This is a genomic window from Bradyrhizobium sp. SZCCHNR1002 (assembly GCF_032381435.1).
Classification (GTDB): domain Bacteria; phylum Pseudomonadota; class Alphaproteobacteria; order Rhizobiales; family Xanthobacteraceae; genus Bradyrhizobium; species Bradyrhizobium aeschynomenes.
In genome coordinates, this window is sequence record NZ_JAUHIS010000002.1 from 601,303 (window position 1) to 619,687 (window position 18,385).

An 18,385-nucleotide genomic window follows, 5' to 3' on the forward strand; every position below is an offset into this window, starting at 1 on the left:
CCCGGTCAACGGCCGGCGGCCTGCAACCTGCATCATGCGATCCAGCGCAACCGAGCAGGACGCCTCACGTCATGACCAACCGTCCGAGCTTCCTCTGGGGCGCGTCGACCTCGGCCTTTCAGATCGAGGGCGCCGCCCATCTCGACGGTCGCGCCGACAGCATCTGGGATGTCTATTTGCACGTCCCCGGCCGGATCAAGACCAACGACACCGCGGAGACCGCCTGCGATCACTACCACCGCTTCGCTGAGGACGTTGCGCTGATGCGCGACCTCGGCCTGAACGCGTACCGGTTTTCGACCGCCTGGCCGCGGCTGCTGCCGCAGGGACGAGGCGCTGCCAACGAAGCCGGTCTTGCCTTCTACGACCGCCTGATCGACACGTTGTTGGCCGCGGAGATAGAGCCGTGGCTCTGCCTCTATCATTGGGACCTGCCGCAGGCGCTCGAGGCGCTCGGCGGCTGGCAGAACCGCGACATCGCCGGCTGGTTCGCCGACTACGCCGCGCTGGTGGCGCGGCGCTATGGCGACCGTGTCAAGCGCTTTGCAACCTTCAACGAGCCCTGCGTGTTCACGCTGTTCGGCTACGGCCTCGGATGGCATGCGCCGGGAATCGCCGACAAGGCGGCGCTGCACAAGGCGATCCACCACGTCAATCTCAGCCATGGCCGCGCCGTCGATGTGCTGCGCAGAGACGTGGCCGGCGCCTCCATCGGCGCGATTCACAACCGCCAGCCCTGCTATCCCTGCACGAGCAGTCCCGCCGACGCTGCGGCGGCCCTGCGGCTCGCGGCCTATTGGAACGACGCCTTTCCGTTCCCGCAAGCCTTTGCCAGCTACCCGCCGGAGCTGCTCGACGCGATTTCGCCTTATATCGCGCCCGGCGACATGGCGCAGATCGCCCGGCCGGTCGACTGGTTCGGGCTCAATCACTACTCGCCGCATTACGTCAGGGACGGCACCAACCTGATCGGCGCCAGCTTCGGCCCGGCGCCGGAGACCGTGCCGCGCAGCACGATCGGCTGGCCGGTCGTGCCCGAGGCGTTCCGCGACACGCTGCTGGACATCCACCAGCGGTTCCACCTGCCGATCTACGTGCTGGAGAACGGCACCGCGGCGAACGACGTGATCGATGCCTCCGGCCACATCCAGGACGACGACCGGACCAGCTACCTCAAGGCCTATACGGCGGCCATGGAACAGGCGATCCGAGCGGGCGCCGACGTGCGCGGCTATTTCGTGTGGTCGCTCTTGGATAATTTTGAATGGGGGGCAGGCTATTCGCAGCGTTTCGGCATTGTCTATGTCGACCACGCCACGCAGCGCCGCATTCCCAAGGCATCGGCGCGATGGTATGCGGAGATGATTGCGGCTCGGCGGGCCCTGGCGCACGCTGCCGAGCCGCACAAATGGACGGAAAGCGGCTAAAGGAATGAGCGATCGCGTTCTTCTGGGAGACATCGGCGGCACCAATGCGCGCTTCGCGCTGCTCGACGGCAGCACGATCGGAGACGTCGCGCACCTGAAGGTCGCGGACTTCCCGACCATCACCGACGCGATCGCCGATTTCCTGGCGCGCAACGCGGCCGGCGGCGCGCCGTCCACGGCCGTGCTCGACATCGCCGGCCCGATCGAGCGCAATCGCGGCATGCTGACCAACTCGACCTGGGTCATCGACGGCGCCGAGCTGGCCGCCCGGTTCAATCTGCGCTCGGCAAAGCTCCTCAACGATTTCGAGGCGGTGGGCTGGTCCCTGCCCGCGCTGCATCCGGACGATCTGTTTCCGCTCGGCGGCAGCGCGGCAGTCGACGGCGCGCCGATGCTGGTGATCGGCCCGGGCACCGGTTTTGGTGCGGCCTGCTATCTGCCCGGCGACGGCCGCCCCACGGTGGCCGTCACCGAGGCGGGTCACGCGACCCTGCCGGCGACGACGGCGCGCGAGGCTCTGGTGCTGGCGAAGATGCGCGAGCGCTTCGGCCATGTCTCGATCGAGCGCGCCTTGTCCGGCATGGGGCTCGAGAACGTCTACCGGGCGGTCGCCGCCGTCGACGGCGTCACGGTGCCATCGCGCGATGCTGCCGCGATCACCCACGCCGCGCTCGACGGCAGCTGCGCCACCTGCCGCGCCACGCTCGACATGTTCTGCGCCTGGCTCGGTGCCGTCGCCGGCAATCTCGCGCTGACCTTCTGCGCCCGTGGCGGCGTCTACATCGCCGGCGGCATCCCGCCGCGTTTTCCGGACTATTTTGCAAAATCCGATTTCCGCAGGCAGTTCGAGAGCAAGGGGCGCTATGACAGCTATCTGCGGCCGATCCCCGTGCATCTCGTCACCAAGCCCGACATCAGCTTCCTCGGCCTCAAATCGTTCCATGAGTCCGGCATCACCGCGAGCGGCGGCGCGTCCACGCACTGACATCCCATGAGCGACATCGTCACGATCACGCCGAACCCGGCCGTCGACGTCTCGACGACCGTCGAGCGAATCGTGCCGGTGGCCAAGCTGCGCGGCACGACGCAGCGGCGTGATCCCGGCGGCGGCGGCATCAACGTCGCCCGCGTCATCACCCGTCTCGGCGGCGATGTCGCCGCGCTCTATCCGGTGGGCGGACCGACCGGCGTGCTGCTGAGGCAGCTCGTCGACACGGAAGGCGTCAGCAGCCTGACCTGGACCACGGCCGAGGACACGCGCGAGGACTTCTTCGTGCAGGAGCGCGCGACCGGCCAGCCCTATCGCTTCATCCTGCCCGGGCCTGCGCTGACCGAGCCCGAGTGGCAGGCGGGTCTCGCGCTGCTCGGCGGGCTCGATCCGTTTCCGCGCTTCGTGGTCGGCAGCGGCAGCCTGCCGCGCGGCGTGCCGGCCGACTACTACGCCCGCTTGGCCGCGGTCGCACGAGCGCGCGGCGCGCAATTCATCCTGGATACGTCGGGCCCGGCGCTGGCCGCGGCCGTTGCCGGCGGCGTCGATCTGATCAAGCCGTCGCTGCACGAGATGCGCGACCTCGTCGGCGGCGAGCCGTCGGACGCGACCGCGTGGGAGCAGGCCGCCCGCATCCTGATCATGAACGGCAAGGTCGGAATGATCGCCCTGACCATGGGTCATCTCGGCGCGCTGCTCGTCACGCCCGAGCGCGTGCTGCGTGCCCAGCCGCTGACGATGGTGCCGGTCAATGCCGTCGGCGCCGGCGACAGCTTTCTCGGCGCGCTGGTGGCGAAGCTTGCCGCGAGCGAGCCGCTCGAGGACGCGTTTCGCTTCGCCGTCGCCGCCGGGGCCGCCGCGCTGCTGCGCACCGGGACGGCGCTGTGCGACCCCGCCGATGTCAGCCGTCTGCTGGCTGACGTGCGGCTCGAGACGGCGTGACCTCCGTCTCCACATCCCCGTTGAGCCGGTCGAGCGACAGCAGCAGGCCGCCGACGCGCTCCAGCGACGACATCCAGTCGGCGACCCGGCTGTAATTGTCGACCAGCCAGTTGAACGAGCCCTGCACCAGCGTGAACGCGGCCGCAGCCTGCGTCAGTTCGCCGAGCGTCATCTCACCGCCGAGGAATTTCGGCGCGCACAGCACCAGCCCGATGATCGGCGCGAGCAGGCTGTTGGTGTGCGAGACCAGCGTCGTGCGCATGAGCTGCCAGCACAGCCGCTTCCACTGCCGGATGGCGCGATCGAGCGCCAGCCACAGCCCGGCGATGACGCTGCGCTCCTCCCGCTTCGACGTGACGCCTTCGCCGATGTCGCGCAGCAGATGCGCCGCCGTGATCAGCTCCGACTCGGCCTGGTTCTTGACCTGGATGACGTGCGTCAGCGGCCGGCCCACCCACAGCATCGCGCCGGTGACGAGCCCGGAATAGACGGCGACGCTGACCACCAGATAGCCGGGAATCCACAGCTGGATTCCCGCGACCGCAAAGCTGATGGGGCCGCCGACCTGCCACAGCACCTGCACGAAGATGATCGCGGTCAGCACCGACGAGATCAGGTTGACGGCGAAATCGACCGGCGCGTCGGTGGCGATGCGGACGTCCTCGGCGATCCGGTATTCGGGAATCTTCTGCCCCCCCTGCACCGTGGCGAGCCGCGCGTAGCGGTCGTTCTCGACCCAATAGTCGATCACCTTGGCCGCCATCCATTGCCGCCAGTTGCGCTGCATCGCCATGCGGCCCCACACCGAGGCGACCGCCAGCACGACGCTCGCGGCACATAACGGGACGAGCAGAATCGCCTGGTGACGCAGCCGCGCCGGATCGCGGCTCTCCAGCGCGTCGAAGAAATCCCTGTTCCAATAGTTGAAGCGAAACTGGACATAGAGCTGCAGCACGACGATGCCGACCAGCACCGCGCACAGCAGCCACACGCGCCAGGCCGCCCATCCGCGCCAGAAGTTCCGCGCGGTCAGCCAGAAGCGCGACCACTGCCGATCGCCGTCCTCGTTCTCGTCGTCGGCCATCTCAGCGGGTCGGAGATCGTCGGGTTCATCGGCAGCGAACGGTTGCCGCTGGGGAACTTCTGTCATGGAATCATCTAAGGAGCCGCGGCCCCATCCCGCTTGATCTTGCGCAAGGCCGGCGCCGCGCGGCAGGACAAACTGAGCTTTGCAGTGCGGGAGACACGTCATGACGGCATCCGGCTACATCCGCTGGTTCAAGGACCTTCGCATCGAGGACGTGCCGGAGGTCGGCGGCAAGACCGCCTCGCTCGGCGAGCTCTATTCGGCGCTGGCACCGCAGGGCGTGCGGGTGCCCAACGGCTTTGCGCTGACGGCCGCGAGCTATCGCGACGCGCTGCGCGCAACCGGCGCCGACGACGAGCTGCGCAAGCTGCTCGACGGCCTCGACAAGCGCCGCATCGCCGATCTTGCCAGGCGCGCGGCGAAGGCCCGCGCGATCGTGTTCGCGGCGACCGACCGCGACGACCTGCGGCGCGAGGTCACCAAGGCCTACAAGCAGCTGGAGCAGGAATATGGCCGCGGCGTCGCCGTCGCGGTGCGCAGCTCGGCCACGGCCGAGGACCTGCCGAATGCCAGCTTCGCGGGTCAGCACGAGAGCTTCCTCAACATCCGCGGGCCGAAGGATCTGTTCGAGACCTGTCGCCGCTGCTTCGCCTCGCTCTACACGGATCGCGCGATCTCCTACCGCATCGACAACGGCTTTGCGCACGACAAGGTCGCGCTGTCGGTCGCGGTCATGAAGATGGTGCGTTCGGATCTCGCGGCCAGCGGCGTGATGTTCTCGCTCGACACCGAGAGCGGCTTTCGCGACGTCGCCTTCATCACCGGCGTCTATGGTCTCGGCGAGACCATCGTGCAGGGCACGGTCGACCCGGACGAGTTCTACGTCCACAAGCCGACCTTCGCCGCGGGCTTTCGCAGCGTGCTGTCGCGCCGGCTCGGCGCCAAGGACAAGCGCATGGTCTACGCCAAGGCGGGCGCGCGCGGCGCGCCGACGCGCACGGAGGCGACGCCGCCGGCCGACCGGGCCAAATTCTGCATCGGTGATTCCGACGTGCTGGAGCTGGCGCAGGCCACCATCACGGTCGAGCAGCACTACTCGCAGAAGGCGGGCCGACCGACCCCGATGGATATCGAATGGGCGAAGGACGGCCGCGACGGCGCGCTCTACATCATCCAGGCGCGCCCCGAGACGGTGGCGTCGCAGCGGCGGCCGGAGGCGATCGAGACCTTCGCGCTGAAGAAGAGCGGCAAGGTACTGGCGACCGGCCGCGCCGTCGGCGAAAAGATCGCCGCCGGCAAGATCCGCCTGATCCGCACGGCCAAGGATCTGAGCGCCTTCCGGCCCGGCGAGGTGCTGGTGGCGGCCTCGACCAGCCCGGACTGGGAGCCTGTCATGAAGACGGCCGCCGCGATCGTCACCGATCATGGCGGACGCACCTGTCATGCCGCGATCATCGCCCGCGAGCTCGGCGTTCCCGCGGTGGTCGGAACCGAAGACTTCAGCAAGCGCGCAAAGACCGGAACGGCCGTCACGGTGTGTTGCGCCGAAGGCGATGTCGGCCATGTCTATGACGGCGCCCTGCCGTTCGAGGTCGAGCGCCTCGCGATCGACGAGCTCGACAAGCCGCGGACCGAGATCATGGTCAATCTCGGCAATCCCGAGCTTGCCTTCAAAACCGCGGCTCTCCCGAACGACGGCGTCGGCCTGGCGCGCATGGAGTTCATCATCAACCAGTCGATCGGCATCCATCCGATGGCGCTGGCCGCGCCTGACAAGGTGAATTCGGCAAAGGACCGCGCGACCATCAAGCGCCTGACCGCGCGCTACAAGAAGCCCGCCGACTTCTTCGTCGAACGGCTGTCGGAGGGCGTCGGCACCATCGCCGCCGCGTTCTACCCGCGTCCGGTGATCGTGCGCCTGTCCGATTTCAAGACCAACGAATATGCCAGCCTGATCGGTGGCCGCGACTTCGAGCCCAAGGAAGAGAACCCCATGCTCGGCTTCCGCGGCGCCTCGCGCTACGCACATCCGGCCTATGCCGCCGGCTTCGCGCTGGAATGCGCGGCCTTGAAGCGCGTGCGCGACGGGATGGGCCTGTCCAACCTGAAGATCATGATCCCGTTCTGCCGCCGCGTCGAGGAGGCGCGCAAGGTGATCGCGGCGATGGCCGGACACGGCCTGGTCCGCGGCGAGAACGGACTCGAGATCTACATGATGTGCGAGATCCCGAACAACGTGATCCTGATCGACGAGTTCGCAAGGCATTTCGACGGCTTCTCGATCGGCTCCAACGATCTCACCCAGCTCACGCTCGGCGTCGATCGCGATTCCGACATCGTCGCGTTCGACTTCGACGAGCGCGATCCCGGCCTGCTGGCGATGCTGAAGCTCGCGGTCGAAGGCGCGCATCGCAACCATCGCCATGTCGGCATCTGCGGCGAGGCGCCGGCCAATTATCCGGAGGTCGCGCGCTATCTCGCCGGGCTCGGCATCGACTCCATCAGCGTCAATCCGGCCAGCGTCGTGCGCACGATGGATATCGTCCGCACGGCAGAGCGGGAGCTGGCATCGCCGGCGCCGCAGGCGCTGGCGAGTTAGTCCGGAGCGCGATTCCCGTCGGAGGCCGCGCCCTCGCAAGCCTGGAAATGGGCGATGGCGCGTTCGGCGTCGGCCATCAGCTCGCGGATATGCCGCGACTGCTCGCTCAGCTGGCCGGCGTCGTCAGGCTGCGCCAGCTGATCCAGCCGGTGCAGAATCTGCCGCCACGATTCCAGCGTGCGCTTGAGCTGCACCAGCTGGATCCCGACCGACACGGCGAGCGCGATGTCCGCCTGCGCGGCGCGCAGCACCGTCGGGAATTTGATGATGTCGGCCACGATTCACCGATCAGTCCCGGCGGCGCCGCCGCCCATCCATCGCAACCCGAGCGCCATCGGCATCTGCATGTCCGCATTCTCCGTTGAAGCGGCCCCATGGCCAGAACGCGCCGCATTGTCGCGATGGACCACCTTAAGGAAGTCTGTACTTTCGCCATCCGTGGAACTCCGGGCGGCTGCCGACGTCCCGATCACCCCCCGTAGCTTCGCGGGCTCATGGCGGTGAGCTGGTAAGCACGGCACTCACCGCGCCGCTTCGAACCCGCCGAGCACCGCGGTCAGGTTCTGGCCGAGAATATCGGAGAGATAGCCGCCTTCCTGCACGAACACCGTGGGCAGGCCGAGCCGCGCGATGGCGCCGCCGATGCGGCGGAAGCCCGGCGTCGTCACCGAGAGGCCCTTGAGCGGATCGTGCTCGGAGGCATCGAGGCCGAGCGCCACGACGAGCGCGCCGGGCGCGAAGGCATGGATGGTCTTCGCCGCGGTCTCGAAGGCCTTGAGGTAGGTGTCGTCGCCGCTCTTCAGGGCTAAGGGAATGTTGAGGTTCGCGCCCAGGCCTGCGCCGGCGCCGCGCTCATGCGCATAGCCCCACACGAACGGGTAATAGTGCGTCGGGTCCGCATGGATCGAAATGGTGAGCACGTCGGAGCGATCGTAGAAGATGCCCTGCGTGCCGTTGCCGTGATGGACGTCGACATCGAGGATCGCGACGCGCTCGTGGCGCTGGCGCAGATGCGCCGCCGCGATGGCCGAATTGTTCATGAAGCAGAAGCCCGACGCGATGTCGCGATAGGCATGGTGCCCGGGAGGCCGGCACAACGCATACGCCGCATCCTCGCCATCGAGCAGCAGCTGGGCCGCGGTCGCCGCGACATCCGTGGCGGCGCAGGCGCCGGCCCATGTCCCCGGCCCGATCGGCGCCGACGTGTCGGTGGTGTGCCAGCCCAGCCGTCCGACGATGTGACTGGGATAGGTCGCCGCGTTGCGCACCGGGTGAATGTTCGGAATCATCTCCGCGCCGGCGTCGCCGAGCGCGGCCCAGGCGTCCCAGGCCTCCTCCAGGAAGTTGAGATATTCCGGGCTGTGCACGCGCGCGCGGGCCTCCTGGCCGAACAGCGTCGGTGCCACCAATTCGTGATTGCCGGCCTTGACTCCCGCAAGCAGACGATCCGCCCGCTCGGGCTGCTCGGTGGTGCGCTTGACCACGCCGCGCACCAGATAGAATTGCGGATCGTGGCTGCGGTGCAGCTCGGTGTAGACGGCCTTCACGCGTCGTAGCTCCTGTTCGCTTTGCGCAAGCGATTGTGCATGCAGCAGCGGTGGATACAAGCACAGATGGTTTGCATCTCCATCGTTCCGGGCGCGCAATTCCCAGCGGGCGGAACGGATCGCTGCGCTTCGTATGTTGTCAGCAGCGAGTTCGCCGGGATCAAGGCGATCCGGCGCATGGGGCGCGGTGGATGTGAGGAGAACTCCACCTGCCATTCGGCCGGTTGCGGCAGCGATCATCGCAAATGCGCCGAGACCTCGGCAAAACCTGAGCGTGCAAGCCTGATCAGCTCATGCATGGCGCGGCAGAAAAAGGCCGGACGTCGCAACCGCGATTTGCCGGCCGCCGCATGCAGAGGCCAGCATCGATCCAAAATTCGCATCGATCGATACAGGCTTCGGTTTGGACCGCAACCCTGCATCTCCTCTAGGACAGTCCGCGAGGAACGTACAAGAGAGGTGGTGCGCATGAGCGCAATCGTAACCACGGCCGAATTGCGCCGATCGCGCGTGCGGCTGTTCATCGTGACCATGCTATTCCTGGTCACCACCGTGAACTACGCCGACCGCGCCACGCTGTCGATTGCAGGGCCCGCGCTTTCCAAGGAGTTGCACCTCGATTCGGTCGCGATGGGCTATGTGTTTTCGGCCTTCGGCTGGTCCTATGTGCTCGCGCAGGTGCCGGGCGGCTGGCTGCTCGACCGCTTCGGCTCGCGCTGGGTCTATGCATGCAGCATCGTCGTCTGGTCCCTCTTCACCATGATGCAGGGCTGGATCGGCTTCTTCTCCGGCGCCGCCGCCGTCACCGCGCTGTTCGCACTGCGCTTCCTGGTCGGCCTCGCCGAGGCGCCGAGCTTCCCGGCCAATGCCCGCATCGTCGCCTCCTGGTTTCCGAGCAGCGAGCGCGGCACCGCCTCGGCCTTCTTCAACTCCGGGCAATATTTCGCGACGGTGATCTTCGCGCCACTGATGGGCTGGATCGCGCATCAATTCGGCTGGCGCCACGTCTTTACGGTCATGGGCGCGCTCGGCGTCATCATGGGACTGGTCTGGATCAAGACCATGTACGGCCCGAAGGAGCATCCTGATGTCAACCAGGCCGAGCTCGACTACATCAAGGACGGCGGCGCGCTGGTCGACATGGAAGGCGCGCGCGAGGGCAAGGCTGCAACCGGCGGCCCGACCTGGTCGCATGTCGGACAGCTGTTGTCGAACCGGATGATGCTCGGCGTCTATATCGGCCAGTACTGCATCAACACGTTGACCTATTTCTTCCTGACCTGGTTTCCGGTCTACCTGGTCAAGGAGCGTGGCCTGTCGATCCTGCAGGCGGGCTTCGTCGCCACGCTGCCCGCGCTGTGCGGCTTCATCGGCGGCGTGCTCGGCGGCTTCATCTCCGACGCCATCCTGCGCAAGACGGGATCGCTGACCCTGGCACGCAAGATCCCGATCGTCGGCGGCATGCTGCTCTCGATGGCGATCATCGGCTGCAACTATGTCGACGGCCAGGCGCTCGTGGTCGGCCTGATGGCGCTCGCCTTCTTCGGCAAGGGCATCGGCGCGCTCGGCTGGGCGGTGGTCTCCGACACCTCGCCAAAGGAGGCCGGCGGCGTCTCCGGCGGGCTGTTCAACACCTTCGGCAACCTCTCCAGCATCACCACGCCGATCGTGATCGGCTACATCCTGTCGGCCACCGGCTCGTTCAACGGCGCGCTGGTGTTCGTCGGCCTCAACGCGCTGGTGGCAGCCTTCGCCTATCTCTTCATCGTCGGCCGCATCCAGCGCGTCGAACTCCGAGCCTCCTGAGCACCACGCCCCCTTGCGTGGTCTCGACTTGAACGGCGGCCTCGGGCCGCCGTTTTTTTTTGCGCGTCTTCATTGCCGATAGGGAGCGCAGTCAGCGCCTCAAACTCCGCGGTCATTCCGGGGCGCGCGCAGCGCGAGCCCGGAATCCATTTCGCCGCACGTTCTGCCGCACGATGGATTCCGGGCTCGCGCTGCGCGCGCCCCGGAATGACGGAGGAGAGAGCCCGCGGATCACTCGAACCCTTCGCGGGGCGGGTCGCCCAGACTTCTAAAAAAAATAAATCTCTTGCGCTTTTACGGAATTCATGATTATCTCCCCGCATCCCGCCTCACCGCAGAGGGGCGTTGCGCGCGATCGTCACGACACGCGAGGCGGGGATGCGGTGGCCGCGAGGGATCGCAGCGTCTTCGGCAACGAGGGCGCGGACGAACGATCGATCGCGGACGTGAAGTCGCAGCGTCCTGACACCCCGAAGCTGGTGTCGACAGCGCAAGGCGCAAGCCTTGTCGCGGCATGGTGGCCAACAAGCCGGTGCACCAGGGAGACTGCGTATAAGCGTGAAGACCATCGCGCAGGGAATGCCGGCGTGTTCGGCTTTGCCTGTGGTACCTGCCGCCTGCATTTTTTTCGCAGGCGGGCCATGGGTGAGGCCCTCACCCGGCATTCCCTGCGCCCTCTGCACTGTTTGCGAGGGCGAACTGATCGCAAGACTCGGGCATGATGTGCCGCGGGAACGCGAGGACGTGTCTCTCACCTGCCGCTAGCTACTTGAAGCCGTGAGCCCGCCACGCCCACTGTCGTCGTCCCGGACAAGCATCGACGCGCGCCAGCGCGGCGATGCGCTGATCCGGGATCCATACGCCGCAGCAGGCGTGAAGCGCGAGCTGATTATGACCAGGGTGCCTCAAAGTTCTCCCTGTGATTATGGGTCCCGGCGTTCGCCGGGACGACGACCGAGGTTGCTGATGCAGTCCGGCACCATCCAGACAGCCGTTGAAGCCGTTCCCACCCTACCCGATCGATGCTACTACACCCACATCACCCACCCCATTCATACCTCGGATGCATCGATGTTCGACCTCAACCAGCTGCGCTGCTTCGTCACCGTGGCCGAGGAGCTGCATTTCGGCCGCGCCGCCGTCCGGCTGAACATGACGCAGCCGCCGCTGTCGCGGCAGATCCAGGTGCTGGAGCACATCATCGACGCGGTGCTGCTCGAGCGCACCAGCCGCTCGGTGAAGCTGACGCCGGCCGGGCGCAGCTTCCTCCCGGAGGCGCGGCGCATCCTGAAGATGGCCGAGAGCGCGGCGCAGGTGGCGCAGCGCATCGCCAGCGGCAAGAGCGGCTCGCTCAAGATCGGCTTCACGGCAGCGGCCGCCTACAGTTTCCTGCCCGACCTCGTCGCCGCCTGCCGCAGCGAGCTGCCCGAGGCCGATCTGTCGCTGAAGGAGATGGTCTCGGGCGACCAGATCGAAGCGCTGGCCTCCGGCCAGATCGACGCCGGCCTGCTGCGTCCCCCGATCGCGCGCCCCGAATTCGCCACCCGCCGCGTCGTCGCCGAGCCGCTCTGTGCCGCGCTGCCGCGCCGGCACCGCCTCGCCTCCGCCGAGAGCGTGTCGATCCGCGATTTCGACGGCCAGCCGTTCGTCATGTATTCGCAGACCGAGGCGCGCTATTTCCACGATTTGCTGGTGTCGCAATTCATGCGCGCCGAGGTGCTCCCGCGCTACGTCCAGCACCTCAGCCAGATTCACTCCATCCTGGCCATGGTGCGCGCGGGCCTCGGCCTGGCCATCGTGCCGGAAGCCGCCTCCAGCCTGAAGATCGCCGACGTCAGACTGCGTCCGCTGAAGCTGCGCAACCCGACGCCGGCCGAGCTGTTCCTGGTCTGGCGGCGCGATCACGACAATCCGCTGCTGCCGGCGCTGGTCGATCTCGCCGGCAACCTGGCTGTCCAGCAGGCCGAGGATTGATATCCGATCCGTATCAATCGATACCGTCATTAGCTTGGACCGGCATCGAACTTGGTCCTACGACATCGCCGGGGGAATGCGCGCCGGCGCCTGCCGCGTCCGTTCCCAAGGACATTCGTGAAGGACCCGCGCGATGAGCAAGATGACCCCGAAGGAAATGGCTGCGAAGATCGGCAGCGGCCTGCTCTCCTTTCCCGTGACGCCGTTCAAAGCCGACTATTCGTTCGACGAGGCCACCTATCGCGCCAACATGGACTGGCTGTGCGGCTACGAGGTCGCGGGCCTGTTCGCCGCCGGCGGCACCGGCGAGTTCTTCTCGCTCACCGCGGCCGAGGTGCCCGAGGTGGTCAAGGTCGCGGTCGAGGAGACCCGCGGCCGCGTGCCCGTGCTGGCAGGCACCGGCTACGGCACCGCGATCGCGCGCGAGATCGCTGTTGGCGCGGAGAAGGCCGGCGCCGACGGCCTGCTGCTTCTGCCGCCCTATCTGATGCATGCCGAGCAGGAGGGCCTCGCCGCCCATGTCGAGGCGATCTGCAAATCGGTGAAGATCGGCGTCATCGTCTACAATCGCGACAACGCCATCCTGCAGCCGGACACCCTGGCGCGGCTGTGCGAGCGCTGCCCGAACCTGGTCGGCTACAAGGACGGCATCGGCGACATCGAGCTGATGACCCGCGTCTACAGCAAGATGGGCGACCGCCTGACCTATATCGGCGGCCTGCCGACCGCCGAGACCTTCGCCCTGCCCTATCTCGACATGGGCGTGACCACCTACTCCTCGGCAGTGTTCAACTTCGTGCCGGAGTTCGCGACCAACTTCTATGCCGCAGTGCGCAAGCGCGACCATGCCACCATCCATGCCGGATTGAAGGATTTCATTTTGCCGCTGATCGCGATACGCAACCGCAAGAAGGGCTACGCGGTCTCGATCATCAAGGCCGGCATGAAGGTGATCGGCCGCGATTCCGGCCCGGTCCGCCTGCCGCTGACCGACCTCACCGAGGCCGAGATGACTGAGTTGACCGCGCTGGTGAAGGCGCTGCCAAAAGCGGCGGTGAGCCAGGCAGCGGAGTGATCTAGCCGTCATTCCGGGGCAAGGCCGCAAGGCCTTGAACCCGGAATCTCGAAGTGAAGGACAAGATGCGGCGCAAGCCAATCTCTGGATTCCGGGTTCAGCCCTGACGGGCTGCCCCGGAATGACAGCGAAAAAACGAGACGACGACGGAGGAGCATGATGAGTCACGACGCCACCAGCACCAGAATTTCCGGCGCGCCGGTCGTCACCGGCATGGAGGTCATTCCGGTCGCGGGCCGTGACAGCATGCTGCTCAATCTCTCGGGCGCGCATGGACCGTTCTTCACCCGCAACCTCGTCATCCTGACCGACAATTCCGGCCATACCGGCGTCGGCGAGGTGCCGGGCGGCGAGAAGATCCGGCAGACCTTAGAGGATGCGAAGAGCCTGATCGTTGGCCAGAGCATCGGCGCCTGCAACACCATCCTCGCCACCATGCGCACCACGTTCGCGGACCGTGATGCCGGGGGACGCGGCAAGCAGACCTTCGACCTGCGCGTGATGATCCACGCCGTGACAGCCGTCGAATCCGCTGTTCTCGACCTGCTCGGCCAGCATCTCGGCCTGCCCGTCGCGGCGCTGCTCGGCGAGGGCCAGCAGCGCACGTCGGTGGAGGCGCTCGGCTATCTGTTCTTCGTCGGCGACCGCAGGAAGACCGACCTGCCCTACGCCACCGGCGAGGGCGAGCGTGAGGGCTGGTATACGCTGCGACATCAGGAGGCGATGACGCCCGAAGCTGTGGTGCGGCTCGCCGAGGCCACTCATGACGCCTACGGCTTTGCCGACTTCAAGCTCAAGGGCGGCGTGCTCAAGGGCGAGGCCGAGATCGAGGCGGTGACCGCCATCGCCAAGCGCTTTCCACAGGCGCGCGTCACGCTCGATCCGAATGGCGCCTGGTCGCTCGATGAGGCGATCCGGCTGTGCAAGGACATGCACGGCATCCTCGCTTATGCCGAGGACCCCTGCGGCGCCGAGGCCGGCTTCTCCGGCCGCGAGATCATGGCGGAGTTCCGCCGCGCCACGGGCCTGCCGACGGCGACCAACATGATCGCCACCGACTGGCGACAGCTCAGCCATGCGCTGCGGCTCGGCGCGGTCGACATTCCCCTGGCCGACCCCCATTTCTGGACCATGCAGGGCTCGGTGCGTGTCGCCCAGACCTGCAAGGACAACGGCCTGACCTGGGGTTCACACTCCAACAACCATTTCGACATTTCGCTGGCGATGTTCACCCACGTCGCCGCGGCCGCCCCGGGCAAGGTCACCGCGATCGACACCCACTGGATCTGGCAGGACGGCCAGGCGCTGACCAAGGCGCCGCTGCAGATCAAGGGCGGCCGGATCGCGGTCCCGGAGCAACCCGGGCTCGGCATCGAGGTCGACCGCGACGCCATCGAAAAGGCCAACGCGCTGTACAAGAGCCACGGGCTCGGCGCACGCGACGACGCCGTCGCAATGCAGTATCTGATCCCCGGCTGGACCTTCGACGACAAGCGCCCCTGTCTCGTGCGATGACGGGGGCGATCGGTTAGATTGTCCGAGCAATCGCGCAAAGTCTGGAGAACAACATGAACGCGATCCTCAAGAATTTCATTGCCGGCGAGTGGGTCGACGGCAGCGGGGTGACCCGCAACATCAATCCCTCGAACACCAACGACGTCGTCGGCGAATACGCCAAGGCCGACAAGGCGCAGACCGAGAAGGCGATCGCCGCAGCCAAGGCCGCTTTCCCGGCCTGGTCGCGCTCGACCCCGCAGGAGCGCTATGACGCGCTGAACAAGATCTCGGCGGAGATCCTGTCGCGCAAGGAGGAGCTCGGCCGCCTGCTCGCGCGCGAGGAAGGCAAGACCCTGCCGGAAGGCATCGGCGAGGTCGCCCGCGCCGGCCAGATTTTTGCGTTCTTCGCCGGCGAGGCGCTGCGCCTGACCGGCGAGAAGGGCGCCTCGGTGCGTCCGGGCCTCGACGTCGAGATCACCCGCGAGGCGGTCGGCGTGGTCGGCATGATCACGCCCTGGAATTTCCCGATCGCCATCCCCGCCTGGAAGATCGCGCCCGCGCTCTGTTACGGCAACACTGTCGTGTTCAAGCCGGCTGAGCTGGTGCCCGGCTCTGCGCATGCGCTCTCCGAGATCATCGCGCGCTCCGGCATTCCCGCCGGCGTGTTCAACCTCGTCGTCGGCTCCGGCTCGGTGGTCGGCCAGACGCTGCTCGAGCACCCGGACGTTGCCGCGATCTCCTTCACAGGTTCGGTGGGCACGGGCCGCAAGATCGCGCAGGCTTGCGTGCTGTCGAACCCGATGAAGAAGTTCCAGCTCGAGATGGGCGGCAAGAATCCGCTGGTCGTGCTCGATGACGCCGACGTCAAGGTCGCCGTCGAAGCCGCCGCCAACGGCGCCTATTTCTCGACCGGCCAGCGCTGCACGGCGTCCTCGCGCCTGATCGTCACCGAGGGCATCCACGACAAGTTCGTCGAAGCACTGACCGAACGTCTGAAGGGCCTCGTCGTCGACGACGCCGTCAAGCAGGGCACGCATATCGGCCCGGTCGTCGATAGCAACCAGCTCGAGCAGGACCAGCGCTATCTCAAGATCGGCCAGGACGAAGGCGCCAAGCTGGCCTGGGGCGGCGAGCTCTTGAACCGCGAGTCTCCCGGCTTCTACATGCAGCCGGCGCTGTTCACCGAAGCCAACAACAACATGCGCATCGCGCGTGAGGAGATTTTTGGACCGGTGGCCTGCGTCATCCGCGCCAAGAACTACGACGAGGCACTGGCGATCTCCAACGACACCGAGTTCGGCCTCGCCGCCGGCGTCTGCACCACCAGCCTGAAATACGCCTCGCACTTCAAGCGCAACAGCGAGGCCGGCATGGTAATGGTCAACCTGCCGACCGCCGGCGTCGACTACCATGTCCCGTTCGGCGGCCGCAAAGGCTCGAGCTACGGCGCCCGCGAGCAGGGCTCCTACGCACGCGAGTTCTACACCACGGTGAAGACGGCCTACACCTACCCGGTGTGAGCCTGACGATCGTGACCTAACAGCCGGGCCGCATCCGCGGTCCACTCCCTCTCCCCGTTCTTCACGGGGAGAGCGTCGGGGTGAGGGGCAGCCGCACGGGAAGTGCTCGCGGTGAGACCTGTACCCCCTCACCCGGATTGCATCTTCGATGCAATCCGACCTCCCCCCGCAAGCGGGGCGAGGTACACCGAGCCCGCCGATGCGGACTCGCGAATATCGTACGGTGAGCAATGTTAAGCGTGCCCACCGACGGACGAAGAAAACGAACAGGTGGACACGACACCATGCGTGGGCGTCGCCCACCTTATGGAGCGAAACGGAGCCAGCATGAACCAGCAGGTCGTGAACCAGGAGCCGCGGGTCATCAAGCTCAACGCGCGCGACAACGTCGCGATCGTGGTGAACGATTTCGGCCTGCCTGCCGGCACCAAGCTTCCCGACGGCCTGACGCTGAAGACCTTCGTCCCGCAGGGCCACAAGACCGCGCTGGTCGACATTCCCCTGGGCGCGCCGATCGTCCGTTACGGCGAGATCATCGGCACCGCAAAGTCGCCGATCGCAGCCGGCGAATGGGTCGATGAAGCCCGCATCGACATGCCCGAAGCCCCTGCCCTCGACCAGCTGGAAATCTCAACCGCCGTGCCGGCACCGCTGCCGCCGCTCGAGGGCTACACCTTCGAGGGCTATCGCAACGCCGACGGCTCGGTCGGCACCCGCAACGTGCTCGGCATCTCGACCTCGGTTCAATGCGTGAAGGGCACGCTCGAATTCGCGATCAAGCGCATCAAGAGCGAGCTCTTGCCGAAGTACCCCAACGTCGACGACGTCGTCGCGCTCACTCACGCCTATGGCTGCGGCGTCGCGATCACGGCGCCCGACGCCGTGGTGCCGATCCGCACGCTTCAGAACCTCGCGCTGAATCCAAACTTCGGCGGCGAAATCCTGGTGGTCGGCCTCGGCTGCGAGAAGCTCGCGCCGGAGCGGCTGCTTCCGGAAGGCACTGAAGACTCGATCGTGCGCATGCAGGACGAGGCCTTCGACGGCTTCGGCGCCATCGTCGACGCGATCATGACGCAGGCCGATCGCCGCCTCGCCGAGCTCAACAAGCGCACGCGCCAGACCTGCCCGGCCTCCGACCTCGTCATCGGCCTGCAATGCGGCGGCAGCGACGCGTTCTCCGGCGTCACCGCCAATCCCGCCGTCGGCTTCGCCGCCGACCTGCTGGTCCGCGCCGGCGCCACGGTGATGTTCTCCGAAGTCACCGAAGTTCGCGACGCCATCCAGCTGTTGACGCGACGCGCCATCAACGAAGAGGTCGGCCACGCACTGATCCGCGAGATGGATTGGTACGATTCCTATCTCGCACGCGGCGGTGCCGATCGCAGCGCCAACACGACGCCGGGCAACAAGAAGGGCGGCCTCGCCAACATCGTCGAGAAGTCGCTCGGCTCGATCGTGAAGTCCGGCTCCGGACCGATCCACGGCGTGCTGGCGCCGGGCGAGAAGGCCAAGCAGAAGGGCATGCTGTTCGCGGCGACGCCGGCCTCCGACTTCATCTGCGGCACCTTGCAACTCGCCTCCGGCATGACGCTTCAGGTGTTCACGACGGGCCGCGGCACGCCCTACGGCCTCGCCGCCGCGCCGGTCATCAAGGTCGCGACACGTACGGAACTTGCGCGGCGCTGGAAGGACCTGATCGACTTCGACGCCGGCCGCATCGCCACCGGCGAGATGACCATCGAGGAGACCGGCTGGGAGCTGTTCAAGCTGATCCTCGACGTCGCCTCCGGCCGCACCAAGCCGTGGTCGGACCGCTGGGGCATCCACAATGATTTGACGCTGTTCAATCCGGCGCCGGTGACCTGAGGGGGCGCTCGCTGACCCGGCCATGATAGTTGCTAAGCTCGAACCCATCCCCGTCAT

13 protein-coding genes are annotated in these 18,385 nt (G+C 66.8%); 10 read left to right on the forward strand and 3 right to left on the reverse strand.

The window, feature by feature from the left end; genetic code table 11:
- Positions 1–71: 71 nt before the first annotated feature.
- From QX108_RS15195 to QX108_RS15205, 3 genes are read left to right on the forward strand one after another with little or no spacing between them, the layout of a single operon-like run.
- Positions 72–1,427, forward strand: coding sequence for a GH1 family beta-glucosidase (locus tag QX108_RS15195; RefSeq protein WP_315799572.1), 1,356 nt, complete (start codon positions 72–74; stop codon positions 1,425–1,427).
- Positions 1,428–1,431: 4 nt separating this feature from the next.
- A complete protein-coding gene (gene glk / locus QX108_RS15200) occupies positions 1,432–2,412 on the forward strand; it encodes a glucokinase (protein WP_315799573.1) in 981 nt (326 codons plus the stop codon).
- A gap of 6 nt (positions 2,413–2,418) precedes the next feature.
- Positions 2,419–3,357, forward strand: coding sequence for a hexose kinase (locus QX108_RS15205; RefSeq protein WP_315799574.1), 939 nt, complete (start codon positions 2,419–2,421; stop codon positions 3,355–3,357).
- On the opposite strand, the gene QX108_RS15210 is transcribed toward QX108_RS15205, so the two are convergent.
- On the reverse strand, positions 3,317–4,507 hold the full coding sequence (locus QX108_RS15210) for an SbmA/BacA-like family transporter (protein WP_315799575.1): 1,191 nt from the start codon (positions 4,505–4,507) through the stop codon (positions 3,317–3,319). The two genes, QX108_RS15205 and QX108_RS15210, sit on opposite strands and share 41 nt — an antisense overlap.
- Positions 4,508–4,607: 100 nt before the next feature.
- On the opposite strand from QX108_RS15210, the gene ppsA reads away from it, so the two are divergent.
- Complete coding sequence (gene ppsA / locus QX108_RS15215; protein ID WP_315799576.1) at positions 4,608–7,043, forward strand: phosphoenolpyruvate synthase; 2,436 nt, start codon at positions 4,608–4,610, stop codon at positions 7,041–7,043.
- On the opposite strand, the gene QX108_RS15220 is transcribed toward ppsA, so the two are convergent.
- Positions 7,040–7,321, reverse strand: a complete 282-nt coding sequence (locus QX108_RS15220; protein WP_315799577.1) for a hypothetical protein — start codon at positions 7,319–7,321, stop codon at positions 7,040–7,042. The genes ppsA and QX108_RS15220 overlap by 4 nt on opposite strands.
- 243 nt (positions 7,322–7,564) lie before the next feature.
- Complete coding sequence (locus QX108_RS15225) at positions 7,565–8,590, reverse strand: histone deacetylase family protein (RefSeq protein WP_172114225.1); 1,026 nt, start codon at positions 8,588–8,590, stop codon at positions 7,565–7,567.
- Between the two features lie 468 nt (positions 8,591–9,058).
- On the opposite strand from QX108_RS15225, the gene QX108_RS15230 reads away from it, so the two are divergent.
- From QX108_RS15230 to garD, 6 genes are all read left to right on the forward strand, one after another.
- Complete coding sequence (locus QX108_RS15230) at positions 9,059–10,396, forward strand: MFS transporter (protein ID WP_315725189.1); 1,338 nt, start codon at positions 9,059–9,061, stop codon at positions 10,394–10,396.
- Between the two features lie 1,071 nt (positions 10,397–11,467).
- Positions 11,468–12,370, forward strand: coding sequence for a LysR substrate-binding domain-containing protein (locus QX108_RS15235; RefSeq protein WP_315787560.1), 903 nt, complete (start codon positions 11,468–11,470; stop codon positions 12,368–12,370).
- A 133-nt stretch (positions 12,371–12,503) separates the two neighbouring features.
- The gene (kdgD, locus tag QX108_RS15240) at positions 12,504–13,445 is read left to right on the forward strand and encodes a 5-dehydro-4-deoxyglucarate dehydratase (protein WP_315725185.1); all 942 of its coding nucleotides are present in this window, start codon (positions 12,504–12,506) and stop codon (positions 13,443–13,445) included.
- A 159-nt stretch (positions 13,446–13,604) separates the two neighbouring features.
- Positions 13,605–14,960, forward strand: a complete 1,356-nt coding sequence (gene gudD, locus QX108_RS15245) for a glucarate dehydratase (protein ID WP_315787558.1) — start codon at positions 13,605–13,607, stop codon at positions 14,958–14,960.
- Positions 14,961–15,013: 53 nt separating this feature from the next.
- Positions 15,014–16,462, forward strand: a complete 1,449-nt coding sequence (locus tag QX108_RS15250) for an aldehyde dehydrogenase family protein (protein WP_315725180.1) — start codon at positions 15,014–15,016, stop codon at positions 16,460–16,462.
- 327 nt (positions 16,463–16,789) lie between these two features.
- Entirely contained in the window at positions 16,790–18,328 is a 1,539-nt protein-coding gene (gene garD / locus QX108_RS15255; RefSeq protein ID WP_315725178.1) for a galactarate dehydratase, read from the forward strand.
- Positions 18,329–18,385: the final 57 nt, after the last annotated feature.

Bases quoted from the DNA above. Each gene is read 5' to 3' on its own strand.
- QX108_RS15195 (WP_315799572.1), top strand. From the start codon at position 72: ATGACCAACCGTCCGAGCTTCCTCTGGGGCGCGTCGACCTCGGCCTTT.
- glk (WP_315799573.1), top strand. From the start codon at position 1,432: ATGAGCGATCGCGTTCTTCTGGGAGACATCGGCGGCACCAATGCGCGC.
- QX108_RS15205 (WP_315799574.1), top strand. From the start codon at position 2,419: ATGAGCGACATCGTCACGATCACGCCGAACCCGGCCGTCGACGTCTCG.
- QX108_RS15210 (WP_315799575.1), bottom strand. From the start codon at position 4,507: ATGACAGAAGTTCCCCAGCGGCAACCGTTCGCTGCCGATGAACCCGAC.
- ppsA (WP_315799576.1), top strand. From the start codon at position 4,608: ATGACGGCATCCGGCTACATCCGCTGGTTCAAGGACCTTCGCATCGAG.
- QX108_RS15230 (WP_315725189.1), top strand. From the start codon at position 9,059: ATGAGCGCAATCGTAACCACGGCCGAATTGCGCCGATCGCGCGTGCGG.
- QX108_RS15235 (WP_315787560.1), top strand. From the start codon at position 11,468: ATGTTCGACCTCAACCAGCTGCGCTGCTTCGTCACCGTGGCCGAGGAG.
- kdgD (WP_315725185.1), top strand. From the start codon at position 12,504: ATGAGCAAGATGACCCCGAAGGAAATGGCTGCGAAGATCGGCAGCGGC.
- gudD (WP_315787558.1), top strand. From the start codon at position 13,605: ATGAGTCACGACGCCACCAGCACCAGAATTTCCGGCGCGCCGGTCGTC.
- QX108_RS15250 (WP_315725180.1), top strand. From the start codon at position 15,014: ATGAACGCGATCCTCAAGAATTTCATTGCCGGCGAGTGGGTCGACGGC.
- garD (WP_315725178.1), top strand. From the start codon at position 16,790: ATGAACCAGCAGGTCGTGAACCAGGAGCCGCGGGTCATCAAGCTCAAC.